This is a genomic window from Methylobacterium longum, from assembly GCF_022179385.1.
GTDB classification, from domain to species: domain Bacteria; phylum Pseudomonadota; class Alphaproteobacteria; order Rhizobiales; family Beijerinckiaceae; genus Methylobacterium; species Methylobacterium longum.
Genome location: NZ_BPQS01000055.1, coordinates 18,081 through 32,820, shown reverse-complemented (window position 1 = coordinate 32,820; position 14,740 = coordinate 18,081). Strand labels below are relative to the sequence as shown.

General features: G+C 67.0%; 13 protein-coding genes. 3 read left to right on the top strand and 10 right to left on the bottom strand.

Annotation, left to right across the window (positions count from 1 at the left end):
* Positions 1-2,073: hypothetical protein (locus tag MFF58_RS26880; RefSeq protein WP_373323396.1), on the top strand; the 2,073-nt coding region annotated here is incomplete at its 5' end.
* A 485-nt stretch (positions 2,074-2,558) separates the two neighbouring features.
* On the opposite strand, the gene MFF58_RS26875 is transcribed toward MFF58_RS26880, so the two are convergent.
* Together MFF58_RS26875 and MFF58_RS26870 are read right to left on the bottom strand one after the other, a co-directional pair.
* Positions 2,559-3,230 carry a Crp/Fnr family transcriptional regulator gene (locus MFF58_RS26875; protein ID WP_238292472.1) on the bottom strand — a complete coding sequence of 224 codons (672 nt, stop codon included), beginning with the start codon at positions 3,228-3,230 and terminating at the stop codon, positions 2,559-2,561.
* Positions 3,231-3,384: 154 nt separating this feature from the next.
* Positions 3,385-3,564: a DUF1127 domain-containing protein gene (locus MFF58_RS26870; RefSeq protein ID WP_238292470.1), complete on the bottom strand. Its 180-nt coding sequence runs from the start codon at positions 3,562-3,564 to the stop codon at positions 3,385-3,387.
* A 145-nt stretch (positions 3,565-3,709) separates the two neighbouring features.
* On the opposite strand from MFF58_RS26870, the gene mddA reads away from it, so the two are divergent.
* A complete protein-coding gene (gene mddA / locus MFF58_RS26865; RefSeq protein ID WP_238292468.1) occupies positions 3,710-4,444 on the top strand; it encodes a methanethiol S-methyltransferase in 735 nt (244 codons plus the stop codon).
* Positions 4,445-4,482: 38 nt separating this feature from the next.
* Here mddA and MFF58_RS26860 read toward each other — a convergent pair whose 3' ends face one another.
* The 7 genes from MFF58_RS26860 to MFF58_RS26830 form a co-directional block, all read right to left on the bottom strand.
* Positions 4,483-5,472, bottom strand: coding sequence for an ABC transporter substrate-binding protein (locus tag MFF58_RS26860; protein WP_238292466.1), 990 nt, complete (start codon positions 5,470-5,472; stop codon positions 4,483-4,485).
* A 28-nt stretch (positions 5,473-5,500) separates the two neighbouring features.
* Positions 5,501-7,270, bottom strand: coding sequence for a cache domain-containing protein (locus MFF58_RS26855; protein WP_238292478.1), 1,770 nt, complete (start codon positions 7,268-7,270; stop codon positions 5,501-5,503).
* A gap of 619 nt (positions 7,271-7,889) precedes the next feature.
* Positions 7,890-9,599 carry an arylsulfatase gene (locus MFF58_RS26850; RefSeq protein WP_238292464.1) on the bottom strand — a complete coding sequence of 570 codons (1,710 nt, stop codon included), beginning with the start codon at positions 9,597-9,599 and terminating at the stop codon, positions 7,890-7,892.
* 2 nt (positions 9,600-9,601) lie between these two features.
* Positions 9,602-10,579: a formylglycine-generating enzyme family protein gene (locus tag MFF58_RS26845; RefSeq protein WP_373323395.1), complete on the bottom strand. Its 978-nt coding sequence runs from the start codon at positions 10,577-10,579 to the stop codon at positions 9,602-9,604.
* Positions 10,580-10,656: 77 nt separating this feature from the next.
* The gene (locus MFF58_RS26840) at positions 10,657-10,887 is read right to left on the bottom strand and encodes a hypothetical protein (protein WP_238292462.1); all 231 of its coding nucleotides are present in this window, start codon (positions 10,885-10,887) and stop codon (positions 10,657-10,659) included.
* 171 nt (positions 10,888-11,058) lie between these two features.
* Positions 11,059-12,177 carry an AraC family transcriptional regulator gene (locus MFF58_RS26835; RefSeq protein WP_238292461.1) on the bottom strand — a complete coding sequence of 373 codons (1,119 nt, stop codon included), beginning with the start codon at positions 12,175-12,177 and terminating at the stop codon, positions 11,059-11,061.
* Between the two features lie 89 nt (positions 12,178-12,266).
* Positions 12,267-12,557 carry a hypothetical protein gene (locus MFF58_RS26830; protein ID WP_238292459.1) on the bottom strand — a complete coding sequence of 97 codons (291 nt, stop codon included), beginning with the start codon at positions 12,555-12,557 and terminating at the stop codon, positions 12,267-12,269.
* Between the two features lie 403 nt (positions 12,558-12,960).
* Here MFF58_RS26830 and MFF58_RS26825 point away from each other — a divergent pair, with 403 nt between their 5' ends.
* Positions 12,961-13,944 (top strand): SphA family protein, encoded by a 984-nt coding sequence (locus tag MFF58_RS26825; protein WP_238292475.1) that lies wholly within the window; start codon positions 12,961-12,963, stop codon positions 13,942-13,944.
* A gap of 312 nt (positions 13,945-14,256) precedes the next feature.
* Here the strand turns inward: MFF58_RS26825 and MFF58_RS26820 are convergent, their stop codons facing one another.
* Positions 14,257-14,547: a hypothetical protein gene (locus tag MFF58_RS26820; protein WP_238292457.1), complete on the bottom strand. Its 291-nt coding sequence runs from the start codon at positions 14,545-14,547 to the stop codon at positions 14,257-14,259.
* Positions 14,548-14,740 lie beyond the last annotated feature (193 nt).

Here is a 14,740-nt window from a genome sequence, read left to right as displayed (position 1 = left end):
TACCTGATGGCCAACCTCGCCACGCAGGACGGCGCGACGGATGTCGGCCAGAACATGAAAATCGATTACATTCGGGCGTACTCGAACGACGGATCCAACCCGACCGTCGCCGCCGAAAAGGTCTCGGCGCCCGACGGTAAAGACCCCGGCATGTACGGCGCGACGGCCAAGCCCACCACAAGCACAACCGAGGCGACCACAGGCTCTACCGGCACCACGAGCACGAGCACGAACTCTACGAGTACGGTTCAGCCCGCGACGAGTGGAACGACGAGCGGATCGAGCGCGGGCTCGACGAGCGCAACCAACATCGGCTCAGGCGGCTCGGCGACAGGCTCGGCGACCCCGCCGGCGGCTCAGCCCACGAACGTCAATGTCGTCATCGCCGGCGACAGCGTGGGCACCGCCGACTACAGTGGGTCCGACCCCTGGAAGAACCTCGAGCTGGGCGCTCCCTACACAGTCAAGAACCATTCGGTGAGCGGCATCACCCTGGACACCCAGGCCAACGAAAAGTCGGCCGAGATCCTGGCTGACTTCGACAAAAGCGGCTCGAGCCAGAACGTCCTGGTCATCCAGGCGGCCAGCAACGACCTCCGGAACGATGTCAGCGCCGAGGACATCTACGCCGATACGGTCAAGATGGTCGGCGACGCCCACAAGCAGGGCTTCGGCGTAGTGGTTGGAACCGCCCTGCCCAACGTCGACACGGCCTACAAGTGGGATGCGAGCGACGAAGAGCAGCGTCTAGCATACAACAAGTTGGTGAGGGAGAACTCGGCGGGTGCCGACGCCATCGCCGACGTGGCCGCTGACCCGACCATGGGCAAGAACAGCGCGGTCAACGACACCTCGCTGTACGTGGACGGTGTTCACCCCACCGGTGACGCCACCCGGACCTACCTGGAGCCCATCTACAGCAAGGCCATCTCCCAGGCGGCCGGCAGCTCAAGCACGGGCGCAACGAACTCGACTGGTACGACTGCGGGATCGGCGGTCAGCGCGAACGCGGGCACAACGGGCTCGTCGGGATCAACGACCAGCGCGACAGGCTCGTCCAGTCCAGCAACCACTGGTTCGTCGGGTACAGCGGACACGGCCGCACCCTCCGTGAACACGAGCACCACCTCCACGGGCTCGGCCATCACGAGTGGCTCCGCTGGGACCACAGCTAGCACGACCGGAACCAGCACATCCTCAAACGGATCGGTCGGTAGCACGACGGGGGCACCTAACCCGGTGATATCAGGCTCTGCGAGCACGGGCGGACCGACTGCGGGCTCGACGAGCACGTCTGGCTCAGCCGGAAACACCCCGAGCGTGAGCACCACGCAAGTCGTGACCGCGGATTCGACCGCCTCTGCGCAGGGAGTGGCCCCCAACGCAGCCGGCAACTCAGCCGCCAGCTCGACGACCACCGCTGGCTCGGCCACGACCGTGGATGGCATGGCCAACACCCCCGTGGCCGGGGCATCCACCGGATCATCGGCTGGCAGCTCGATTGGCAACGCTACCGATCATACCATTCCGACCGGAACGACGCATTCGGGGAGCACTGCGGCGCCTCAGACGGTGGCTGGCAGCTCGGCGAGCGCGGCTCAGCCCGCCGCCGTCGATCCTGCGCCGACAACCAGCGGAATTGGCAGCGCGACGGGTGTGCAGAACACGGCAGCTACCAGCCCGGGGGGGACGGCCGCTCCCCCGGCGGCGAATACGACAACCGCGCATCAACCAAGCACCAGCGCTGCCAACACGTTCGGCCACAGCCACAGAGGGGGGCATCACTCGCATTGGTCACGTGCGGGTAACACCTCCCAACCCTCAACCAATGAGCAGACGAACGCCGTTGGTTCTACAAGCACGCCTCCGGCTGCGGCGCCTTCCAGTGCGGATAGCTCGGCGACCGCCTCCTCAGACGCTAACCACTACTCGTATCAAACATTTACTGCTTCGGAGAAAGCAAGATCCGCTGCGATGGCTTTCGAGCAGAAAATAAACCAATATGATGCGGCCCACCCTGCTTCGACTGGTTGGGCCAACAAGCTCCTCGAAATGATGCATCATTACTGGTAGCTTGTTCCGCCGCAGGTGCCCGGGCCCATCGATTGGCAAGATCGAAATGGCTCTCTCATAAGCAGATGTCGTTCGGTGCTTCAAAGGGCACAACGGATCTGGAGTCTTGTAGGAGGCTGCAACGGTCGGGCCGAACCTCGAACAGGCTCCGCAGGTCATCGCCGGAAACGTCGTTTCGGCGGTCATTCGTGATCCCTCGTCGTCGCTTCGAGACACGCCGATGGCACGTGAGGCTGCCATTACGGGACCACGATCGAATTGCTGCGGGTCATGCCGAACGAGAACAGCGATCGGCTCGCAGAGGCCTGCAACCGCGGTCTCGGCGCGTTGGTGATCACCGAGGCGCCGGGACCCATCGTCGAGGCCGTTGATCCTGAGGATGGCTCTGATCCGCCCCCACCGCACACTCACTTTGATTGTGGACCACCTCGTGGGGGCCGATCAGATGATGCTGAGGGCTTGTCAGCACCCGTCATCGTGCGCGGTCACGACAAGGCGGCCGAGGCGAGGGCCGCGGGATCGCGTACGACGACGCGATTGCGGTGCAGATCGAGCATGCCCTGGCGCCGCCAGCACTGGAGTTGCCGGTTGACCGTCTCCCGGGTCGTGCCCGCGTAGTCAGCGATGTCATCCTGCGAGATATGGATTTCGCTTCCGAAATCCTGCGCCAGGGCGAGCAGGCGTCGCGCGATCCGCGCGGGCAACGGCATCAGCACCGTTTCTTCGAGCCGGGTGCTGGCGAAGCGCAGGCGCTCGCACAGGAGTTCGATGATCCGCATCGACAGGTCGGCGTGCCGGCCGACGAGGTCGAGCATGTCGCGGCGGCGAACCGCGAACAACTCCGCCGGCTCGGCAGCGACGGCATCCGCGCTGCGCGGCCGGCCATCGAACAGCGCGATCTCGCCGAAAATGTCCCCCGGACCGAGCACGTTGAGCGTCATCCGCCGGCCCGCGCCGGTGCTGACCGTGATCCGGATCTCGCCGCGGCGGATCGCGTAGAACGCGTCCGCCGGGTCGTCCTTCAGGAACAGGGTCTCGCCGCGGGCGAGGCTATGGGTGACACAAAGGTCGGCGACGGCCCGCCGCGTGGTGGACTCGAGGCGGCCGAAGAAGGGGCTGGCGGACAGCAACCGCTCGAACTGGGCCGGATCGGCCACGGAAGTTGCTCCTGCTGGAGCTACGGACCCGAACGGAACCGGAGGCCGGACGGCCGTCCATGGATACCAGAACGCCCGCGAACTCGCCATCCGCCCGGGAAAGGGCGGCGCAGTACCGGAGGCGTGCTGGCCGCGCCGCGGGCGGGCGCGGCCGCTACCGTGCGGCCCTGACGACGGTGACACGCGTCACATCGGACCGGGCGAGGCCGAGATCCGCGAGATCGCGCTCGCTGAACGCGGCGAGTTCGCGCTGGGTACGGCGGCAGTCGAGCCAGAATCGGAACACAGAGAACGCAGCGGCCACCGGATCCTCCTCGGTTGAGGAGACGGCCATGCCCCTTGCGCCGCTCCGCGTCCGTGACGGCGATCACGGACGCGGGTGCCCGGTTGGCCGGATGAAGGTTCGAGCCGCGAGGTACCGGGCCGTGGATCCGGCCTCGGAGCGCCGCCGACCACGCTTCAGTCGCTGGAGTTCTCCCATGTCGCACGCCGCCCGCATGACCTACGCCTTGATCTGCTACGCCGTCTTCCTGCTGTCCTTCCTGTACGCGGTCGGATTTCTCGGACGCGTCTTCGTTCCGAAGAGCATAGACGATGGGTCGATCGTCGATCCGGGGCTCGCCGTCGCCGTGGACGTGTCCCTGCTTACCCTCTTCGCGCTTCAGCACAGCGTGATGGCACGCCCGCGCTTCAAACTCTGGTGGACACGCTTCGTCCCGAAGCCCGTCGAGCGCAGCACCTACGTCCTCCTGGCGAGCCTCGCGCTGCTGCTGCTGTTCTGGCAATGGCGCCCACTCCCGGCGACCGTTTGGTCGATCTCGGACCCGGTCGCGGCGGCCCTCTTGACCGCCCTCTTCTGGATTGGCTGGCTCGTGGTCCTCGCCAGCACCTTCATGATCAGCCACCTCGACCTCTTCGGGCTCAAGCAGGCCCTTCAGGGGCGGCGCCCGACCGCGCCGAGTGAGGCCGCGTTCACGACGCCCCTCCTCTACAGGCACGTTCGGCACCCGATCTATCTCGGCTTCGTCGTCGCGTTCTGGGCGGCGCCGACGATGACGGTCGGCCACCTGCTGTTCGCGGCGGTCGCGACAGCCTACATCCTCGTCGGTATCCAGTTGGAGGAGCGCGACCTTGTCGCCTTCTTCGGTGATCGCTACCGGCGCTATCGGCGCGAGGCCGGCATGCTCTTGCCGCGTTTTCGCAGCGCCCGCTGATCGCGACGGTGGCCGACGAGCCCGCTTGCGTCGGGTCCCTACTCGATCACCACGTCCGCGCTGCTCAGGATCGAGGGCGGCAAGGTCACGCCGAGGCGCGTGGCCGCCCCTACGTTGGCGAACAGTTCAACCTTCGTGACGAGCTGCACCGGCAGATCGCGGGGCTTCTCGCCCCGGAGCAGGCGGCCGGCATAGAGGCCGGCCTGGCGATGCGTCTGCGTGAAGTCGCCCCCATAGCTCATCAGTCCGCCGGCATTGGGAAAGTCGCGGGATTGGGTGATGGCGGGCAGGCCGTGACGGTTGGCCAGCGTCGCAAGATGCGCGCTGCGATAGGCGAAGTAGGGGTCGGAGGTGAAGACGAGGCCGGGCACCCCCAGCCGGCGTGGCGCCGCAAAGAGCGTCTCGAACTCGTCCTCGCGACGGGCCTCCAGCACATGGAGTTGCAGGCCGAGGCTTCCGGCCGAGGCCTGGAGGCCGGCCAGCTGCGAGCCGGCTGTGGGACTGGACGGGTTGACGGCGACGGCGAGGGCGGCGGTCATCGGAAACAGCTCCCGCATGTACTCGAGCCGCTTGTTCGAGACCTCGACGCTCAGGCTCGACACGCCCGTGAGATTGCCGCGAGGCCGAGCCAGATCATCCACCACGCCGAGGGCGACCGGATCGCCGCCCATTTCGAAGACGATCGGGATCGTCTCCGTCGCCGCCCGCGCCGCGAGAACCACGGGCGCACCGCCGGGGGCAACCAGGACCGCGATCCCGCTTGCGGCCAGCTCCTTCGCGAGCGCGGGCAGCTGCTCGTAGCGCCCGTCCGCCCAGCGAAAGGCCATCGCGACGTTGCGCCCCTCGGCGAACCCGGCCTCGGCGAGCCCGCCACGGAAGGCCTCAAGCCGGCTGGCGACGCGCTCGGGCGTCTCGGAGCCGAGATACCCGATCACCGGAAGCGTCGGCGCGCGCGCCTGCGCCGCGCGGGCTATGACGCCGCCGAGCAGGGCGCTGACCGGCCCGAAGAGAATGACGCGTCGCCTCATCCGCCCGCTCCTCGCCAAGCGCACAGCATCACGCCGCCGCGTCCGGCGCCGGCCGAGCGTCGGTTCCTTCACCGGCCGCCACCGCGAAGACGGCAATCGGATCGTCGAAGCCCTTCAGGCGCCGCGTCCCGAGCGACACGAGCGGGACGCCGCTCCCGATCGCCTCGGCCGCCGTGCGGTCGACCAGGATCTCGCCGTCCCGAGCCGAGGCGCAGAGGCGCGATGAGAGGTTCGTGACCGTGCCGATGGCCGTGTAGTCCATCCGGCTGTCGGAGCCGATGCGCCCGACCGTGGCCGGCCCCATCGCCAGGCCGACCCCGAAGCCGAGCGCATGGCCGCGCGCCCGCCAGGTCGCCGCCAGGGCCTGCACCGTCGCCTGCATCTCGATCACCATGCGGGCGGCCCGCAACGCGGGCTCGGGACAGGCCACCGGCGCGTTCACCAGGATCATGACGCCGTCGCCGGCGAGGCTCACGAGCGTCGCGCCGTGCCGGTTCACCGTCCTACCGACAGCCGCGTGATATTCGCCCAGCACGTCCATGATGACGGTCGGCTCGGATCGGGCGGAGAACGGGGTGAAGCCGCGCAGGTCGCCGAAGACGACGACGACCTCCACGCGCTGTCCATCGAGGACGCTGTCATCACCGGTCCGGTCCACGAGTTCGGCGACCTGCGGCGCGAGGAAGCGTTTGAGCCGGTCGATGCGCTCCGAGCGTTCCCGCGAGATCGCGACCTCGCGTGCCATCTGATTGAAGCGGGTCGCGAGCCGCCCCAGCTCGTCGCTCCGCGCGATGTCGATGCGGTGATCGAACTGGCCGGCTCCGATGCGAGACGCGCCGTCCTCCAGCAGCCGTATCGGCCCGGTCATGCGGCCGGCGAGCCAATAGGCGAGCACGGCGGCGAAGCCTGTGCCGGCGAGCAGCAGGCCGAGCAGGCGCCAGAAGGCGGCGCGGATCGGTCCGAACGCCTCAGCGGACGGCTCGTAGACGATCACGCTCCAGTCCGGCCCCTGAACAGGCGCCAGGGCGGCGACCACGGCGCGCCCGGCGGGGTCCGGACCGGCGACCGCGCGCCCATCCTGCGCGAGGATTGCCGCTCGCAGGGCCTGGAAATTCTCGGCCGTCCGGTCCGCGGCGCCGCGCAGGACGAGGCTGATGTCAGGATGCGCGATCAGCCGGCCCGGCCGGTCGAGCACGAAGGCTTGTCCGTTCTCACCGATCCGGATGCCCGCGATGACGTCCAAGATCAGCTTCAGATTGATCTCGGCGACCGCAACGCCCGCCGCGGCGCGGTTCCCCGCTACGGCCACGGTCATGTACGGTTCGGTGTTGCGGTGGTAGGTGACCGGGCCGAACCAGGCTTGCCCGGTCCGAGCCCCCAGAACCGCCGGATCCGCCGATGCGTCATCGCCGCTCTCGACGCGATTGAGGCCGACCCGCGACACGGACAGCCGCTCCTTCGAGGCGCCGTCGATCAGCCTGAGGCTGGTTACCGCAGGGGCGTGGCGCAGGAGACGCAGGGCATCGATGCGCCGCCGTTCGTCGGCTCCCTGCGCCCAGGGCAAGTGGACCATCCAGGCGAGCTGGTTCTCGATGCTGTCGATGAAGATCGCGATACGCGCGGCCGCGGTCCGGGCCTCGGCTCCGAGGAGGTCGTTCAGATGCGCTCTCTGGACCTGATACCCGAACCAAGCCTGACTGCCGCCGGCGGCGAGCAACGGAACGACCACGGCCGCGAACAGGACAAAGAAATACTGCCGGAACAGCGAGCCCCGCGCAGGCATTCGGAAGCGAGGCATCGCCGGATTGATTCCGAGGCGCATCGATCCGCTCCAGGAAAACCCAGCTCCGCCCCCCTGAAGTGTTTCCGAGACGCACCGGGGGCGGCCCGAGCTCGCCGATCAGCGCGCGATTATGTTCCGGACCTGAGTGCGGCGCCAGTCTGCCGGGCGCGTCGCCGACGCTAGCGAGGCTCGAACACAGGTCGAGCCACCTGGAAGGACCCCGCATTCGATCCGAAGCAGAGGGGACTACTACCAAGCTCAAGACTTGGAGTTCCCGATGCCCCCGTGGAACGCTGTCGACGCCAGGGACGACGGGGGAGCTTCGCCGCCGAGATGCGGTTTCTCTTCATAAGCACGCCCACATGTCGCAGATCTGGTCTCGCCCATCCGGTTGAATGCACGCGAAGGCCCTGTCGCCGCGCCGGGATCGATTCATGAAACGGCGACCTTCTCAGGCTCGGATCGGAGCGACGCCGCTGTTGCTTTCGTTGAGACCTTACTGATCCATGGCCAATCTCAATCGGGTCGGCCGGTCGGCTGCCGCGCGCTCGGAAACGCGGGTCTCGATGAGGTATGCTCATCGAGACCCGTCTCAGCCGCCTCGATGCCGCTTGCCAATGCGAGCTTCCATCGCTCACTTCGCCAAGGCTGACCGGGCCGCCTGGATTTTCGCCTTCACCGCTTCGAGGTTGAAGCTCGCGCCCTTCTGCATCGGCGGAAACTCGATCGCGGTCATGGCGAGCTTCTCCACCTCTTGCTGGACGAAGACGTAGCGCCAGAACTCATACAGGAACCAGCTCATGTAGTTCTGCGCCCCGGCCTTGGTCCCGTTGTCGGGCCAGCCGGTGCGCTCGAACGGGTCGAGCCGCAGGTTCGTGATGTAGGGCACATCGGGCTTGGTCTTGTCGCCGAGCCACCCTCCGGGCTGGTCGATGAAGCGATACTTGTAATCGCCGATCCGCACGGCACCGAGCTCGCTCTCGCCGAAGTACCAGACCTCATTGCGCTTCGATGGACCCTTGCCGGTGATCATGTCCAACTGATTGTAACCGTCGAGGTGCACCTTGTAGGTCTGGTCGCCGATCGTCTTACCCTTCTTGAGCTCCGCGCCGATATCCGGGTTGCCCGCGGCCGCCACGAGGGTCGCGAACCAATCCAGGCCGGACATAACACCATTCTCGACCGTGCCCGCCGGCACCTTGCCCGGCCAGCGAATCATCGCCGGGGCGCGGAAGCCGCCCTCCATCACGGTGCCCTTCGACTGGGCGAAGGGGGTCTGCCCCCCATCCGGCCAGGTGAAAACCTCGGTCCCGTTGTCGGTCGTGAAGACCACGATGGTGTTGTCGTCGATCCCTAGGTCTGCCAGCCTCTTCATCACCGCACCGACGACGTCGTCGAGCTGCGCCATGCCGGCTTCCTGAATGCTCCAGCCGTTCTTGGAGTTACGCGTCGCCTGATACTTCTGCGACAGGTGCGTGGTGACGTGCATCCGGGTGGGGTTGAGCCAGACGAAGAAGGGTTTGCCGTCCGCCTTCGCCTTGTCGATGAATTCGAGCGCCAGATCGCGGATCTCTTCGTCGATCGTTTCCATCCGCTTCGGGTAGAGCGTGCCGGCATCCTCGATGCGCTGCTTGCCGACTTTGCCCCACCGGGGATCGTCCGTCGGGTCGTCGACGCTGGTCGCCCACGAATGAACCATGTTGCGCGGGCCGACCCTGTTCAACAGCTCCTGCGGGTAAGCGGGATGGGCCGGGTCCTCCATCGCGTCGAGGTGGTAGAGGTAGCCGAAGAACTCGTCGAAGCCGTGCACGGTCGGCAGGAACTCGTTCTTGTCGCCAAGGTGGTTCTTGCCGAACTGGCCGGTGGCGTAGCCCATGCCCTTGAGCGTCGTGGCGATGGTCACCGCCTCGGCCGGGATGCCGATCGCAGCGCCGGCTTGGCCGACGGTTGTCATGCCGGTGCGGATCGGCAGCTCCCCGGTGATGAAGGCCGCGCGCCCGGCCGTGCAGCTCGCCTCGGCGTAGTAGTCGGTGAACAGCATGCCCTCGGTCGCCAGCCGGTCGAGGTTGGGCGTGCGTCCCGCCATCATCCCGCGGTGGTAGGCGCCGATGTTCCAGATGCCGATGTCGTCGCCCATGATGACCACGATGTTGGGTTTCTGTCCGGCTGCCGAAGGTTGCGGCTGGGTTTGCGCCTGGGTCTGGGCGGTCGCGGTCGGCGCGGTCGACACCAGCGCAGCGGCCGCGAGGGCCGAGGTTCCGGTGAGAAGGATGTTCCGGCGGTTGAAGGCGCTCTGCGCGGCCGGGCTCTCTTGATGCCTCGCGTGCGTGTCGTCGTGACTCATGGTCAACTCCTGTCTCTCGCGATGCACCGGAAGCCGACGTGGCTCATTGAGGTATCGACTGGCTGCGCGTGGCGGGCCGCAGGCCGGTAGCGGCGGCAATAGTTGGGCGCGCAGAGATGCGAGCCACCTTTCACGACCTTGCACGGGATCTTGCTGCGCGGGTTGCGAGGATCGATACTGTCCTCCTCGCGGGCACCGTTTGGGTTTACGGGAATGCAGCAGGCCTTCGTGGCATCGGCGGCGTGCTTCGACGCGTAGAAATCGCAGGTCCACTCCCAGACATTGCCGATCATGTCGAACAGGCCGTGGCCGTTCGACGGAAAGGCGGTGACCGGGGAGGTGCGCGTGAAACCATCCTCGGCGAGGTTCTGGTGCGGAAAGAGGCCCTGCCAGGTATTGGCCATGTGCTGGCCAGCCGGCACGAAAGTGTCGCCCCAGGCGAACTCCGCGCCGTCGAGCCCTCCGCGGGCGGCGTATTCCCACTCGGCTTCCGTCGGCAGGTCCTTGCCGGCCCAGCGGGCGTAAGCCTCGGCGTCCGCGTAAGCCACATGGACCACCGGGTGCTCGTCGAGCCCCGCAATCGAGGATCCGGGACCGAGGGGCCTACGCCAATGCGCCCCGAACCTGAGCCGCCACCACGAGCTCGCGTCGCGCAAATCAACGGCGCACTTCGGTGGCTTGAACACGAGCGAGCCCGCCTGCAGCCTGTGCGGCAAGGCCCCGGGATAGTCTTTCGGGTCCGGCCGCCTCTCCGCAACAGTCACATGCCCAGTCGCCCAAACGAAGGCGCGGAACTGCGCGTTGGTGACCGGCGTGCGGTCCATCCAGAAGCCGTCGATGGTCACACGGTGAGCCGGTGCTTCCTCCGCGTAGTGCCGATCCGAGCCCATGCGGAACGTCCCTCCGGGGAGCCGAACCATCCCGGTGCGGTCCCGGGGCGGCATCGCGAGAGCGGGACCATCACGGAGACCGGACGACATGCACTGCTCCCTTCGGCGCGCTCCCGGATGGGAGCGCAGGCCATGAGACGCTCAGGAGGCGGTGTCGGGACTCAGCATCACCAGCGCCGGTAGCGACGGACGCCGACCATGCGCGGCCCGTAATAGCCTCGCCGGACGACCCCCACCGCGCGCGGGCCGTAGACCCCGCGCCGGACACCGACGGCGCCGCGCGGGCCGACGCAGCCAGCCCGGTAGACGCCGCGGGCGCACACGACGGCGTTCGCCTCCGTCGGGTAGTATGCGAGCAGTCCTGCGAAGAGACCGAGAACGACCAGGACGACCTTCATGACGAGCCCTCCGTGCGCTGCCGGCCTGACCACGTCGCGCGCCAAGCCGGATCGCAGCAGCCATCACGATAACCCGCGTCCGCACAGGTGCTTGATCGTGCGTGACACGAACTCAATTTTCCGGGACAGATAGGGAATTCAAAACAAGTAAAACTTCCGTCTTCGCGATCTTCACGAACTGGCAAACCGGCGGTGTTCCACGCGCCAAGCGCTCGGAGTCTGACCGGACCAGCGGCGGAACGCGCGCGTGAACGCCGAGGCTTCGGAGAAGTCGAGGGCTGCCGCAATCTGCGCGAGGGGGATATCGGTATGATCGATCAGCTGGCGGGCGATCTCGAAGCGACCCTCGTCCGCCATGATGCTGAACGCGGTCCCCTCCGCGGACAGGCGTCGGGCCAGTGTCCGACGGTGCATCGCGAGTAGTCCCGCGACTTTCTCGGCGGAGCAGCCGCCGCGCATCAGCTCGGTGCGGAGCAATTGCCGGAGCCGTGCGACGAAGTCAGGGGCGGACCCGCGCGTTCGCTCTTGAAGCTTGTCCTGCAGGGTCCGCAACAGCACAGGGTCGGCGCCTTGGAGGACCCGGTCGAGATGGAGAGCGGGGAAAACGAGGGCTGCGGCCTCGCGGTTGAACCGGACCGGGGCCCTGAACAGGCGACGGTAGGTCGGCTGATCCTCCGGTACGGCGCGCGGGAGGTGCACCTCCGTCGGGGACCAGTCCCCGCCGCAGAGCGCCCGCATGACGTTGGTGGCGGCCGCGGCGGCGGCGTCGGCAACTTGGTCGGCGCAGTCCGTTCCTGGCTCGTAGACCACGCAACTCCAGATGGCCGTGCCGTCATTGGCGGTCAGCGCCGTCGTGGCGCCCATGCATTGCATCTCCACATGACGGATCAGGCTGCGCAGGGCATCGCCGACGGTCTCGGAATGCAGCATCAAGGAACCGACGAGGCCGAGAGCGGGCAGCTGGACCCTTTGGCCGAGAAGGAGCCCGAAATGGGGGCAGCCGGTGCAGGCGCCCGAGCGCGCGATGAGCGCACAGAACGCTCCCAGTGGGATGATCGCGTTCGGGTCTGTCGACATGGCAGGGTCCAGGCCCGCGGCCCGGAAGACGGGGGCGGGATCGGCGCCGAGTTCCCGCAGCACGGAGGCGATCTCGCCCGCGACGCCCGGCAGGATGGAGCCCGATGGGGGTCCGGGCGGATCGATGCTCTGGATGTCCCAACCCGACCCCGGAGCTTTCAGCCCCTCTGGAACGGTCGAAGCCAGCACCACGGCGTGGGAATGGGGAGCCATGGGTCCACTCCAAGGGATCAGGTCATCGTCTGCAGGAGTGTCAGCCTGCGGCGTCTTCGCGCCATTCAGGTCCGGGACTACGTCGCCGGCTACATTTGCAGGCACGTCAGTAGGGCGACGTAACTCGGGGGTCCCCCGATTCTCGCCACCCGCACGCAGGCGTCGCGACGTTGCGCATCGAAGCCGGCCCATAGCGGTCCCAACTGCGTGCGCGCCTGCATCTCGTCCCGGACGCAGTTCCGGTCCGTGGCCCCGGCTGCATCGCCCTGCAGCGTAGGGGCCGCGCGGCACATCGCTTCGACGTCGTAGCGGGGAAGCTCTTCGCCCCAGGCTGCCGAGACGGTCAGGGTGATCAGGGCCAAGCTTACGGTGCGAAGCATCGGACGGCTCCCGGTGCGATCAGAGCGGCCACTCTCCCGCTGGAAGGCCGATCGCGTGTATCTGCGAACTGATCACATCCGGATCAGGCGATTTGCTGCGCGATGCCTCGGTTCGCGGTCGCATCATGGCAGGGCCGTCCCGGCCGGAGCTCCACTATATCACCGCCGAGCGATCGGACTTGATCATATGTGACAGCTTCCGGAAATTTTAGGCGGCCAGATCGTCGACAGAATTTGAATTCGCCAGTCGAAAAACTCGCACATCGTCGCGCATTGCACCGAAATCAGTGTGCTCCGGACCAATCACGGCGCTTGAAAGCCTGCGCAGGTCGTGCAACCTTGGCAGTAACGGCTGCGAAAACGGGTCATGGCCATGTCGATCACTTGCCGGTCGTTCGGCGCGATGCTCCTGTGCACCGCGGCCCTGATCGCCTCACCGGCCGCGCGCGCGGCCGAGTCGGCCCAGGGTGTTTACGTGCTGGGCAACCGCGGCCCCTTGGCGGGCGTGACGCCGCCGCCAGGGTTCTACTTCGAGAGCGAGACCTACTTCTATTCGGGCAATCTCGGCGGCGGACGCAGCTTCCAGAGCGGCGGCGTCGTCGCCGCGAACGTCAAGCTCGACACAAGCGCGAACTTCGCGACGCCGATCTGGGTCACCCCTGTCGAGATCCTCGGCGGCAATCTCGGCTTCTCGATCACCATCCCGTTCGGCACACCCAACGTCAGCGCCGGGGCGGTCCTGTCTTCGCCGCGCATCGACCGCATCATCGCCGGGCGCGAGCGCGATGCCGTCTTCAATGTCGGCGACATCTATCTCGCCTCATTCGTCGGTTGGCATTCGGGCAACTTCCACTGGAGCACGACCATCCTCGGGGTCGTTCCATCCGGTTCCTACGAGACCGGACAGTTGTCCAACATCTCGCTCAATCGGCCGGCCCTGGACCTGAGTGCGGCGTTCACCTACCTCGATCCGCTCCTCGGCTACGAGCTCTCGGTGGTGCCGGGAGTAACCTTCAACTGGATCAATCCGGCGACCCAGTATCTCACCGGCACCGAGTTTCACCTGGAATGGTCGGCCTCGAAGTACCTGAGCCAGGAACTCTCGGTCGGCATGGTGGGGTACTTCTACAACCAGCTCACGGGCGATAGCGGACGGGGCGACCGGATCGGGCCCTTCAAGGGCAGGGTCACGGCGCTGGGTGGCCAGATCGGCTACACGTTCAAAGTGGGGGTGATCCCCGTCTCCACGAACGTGAGGGTCCTGCGCGAGTTCGATGTGACCAACCGGTTCGCCGGCACGGCAACCTACCTGACCGTCTCGGCCCCGCTCTGGGTGGCCCCCCCCAAACCCGTCGTCGAGAGCCGGCCGGTCGTTGCCAAGTTCTGATGACGCCATGGGGTGGAGCGCCGAGCCACGGGGGCTTGCCAGCGGCCTGCCCTACCGGCAACCGGACAGGGCCCGCCCTGATGCGCGGAGGGGTCGACCGCGCGCACGCGCCCGTCGAACATTTCATGCGCCGCCGAACCGGCGCCCATGATCGCGGTCTCTGCGGAACTTCTGCTTCCGACGCTGCCAGACGCCGAGATTCTCCTGTACAGAATTCCCGGCCCTGTCGCGCCGGCCGCTGGGCTCCTGTCTTCGAGGATCGTCGGAGCCCTGGACCTCGTCCGACAGCTCAGAAAATCCTGATGGCCGCGTTCAATGTGAGGCGATCACGTGGAGACGACACACCCGGTCAAGATCGGGATCCTCTACGATGCTGAGATCGATCGGACCGAGTTCGGGAAAGGTCACCGCGAACAGATACCAGATCGGGGCCGACTCGCCGGCATACGACCGCTCAATGGCGTCGACGCCCATCCGGAGTCGACGGAGGCTGCGCGAAGTCAGTGTGCAGGCCGGATAGCGGCAAGCCGGCTCGCGCGCATGGAAGGCCGACTGATCCCGCCAAATGTGCCAGCCTCGGTATTCCTGCTGCCATCGGCTCACGGATTCCGAACTCCGCTTTCCAGTCCAGTCACCCGACGAGAAGCGCCGCCCGCCTCAGAGCAGGACGCCGTCATGCGTTCTCCAGGGCCGCTCCCTGGTCTTGGTGGGGAGCATGCCCCGGGGCCCGGGCGATCCGGCGATCTTGTCGGGGTCGCCGAGTTCGCTGCGGACGATGATCTCCACCGCCGCTCGG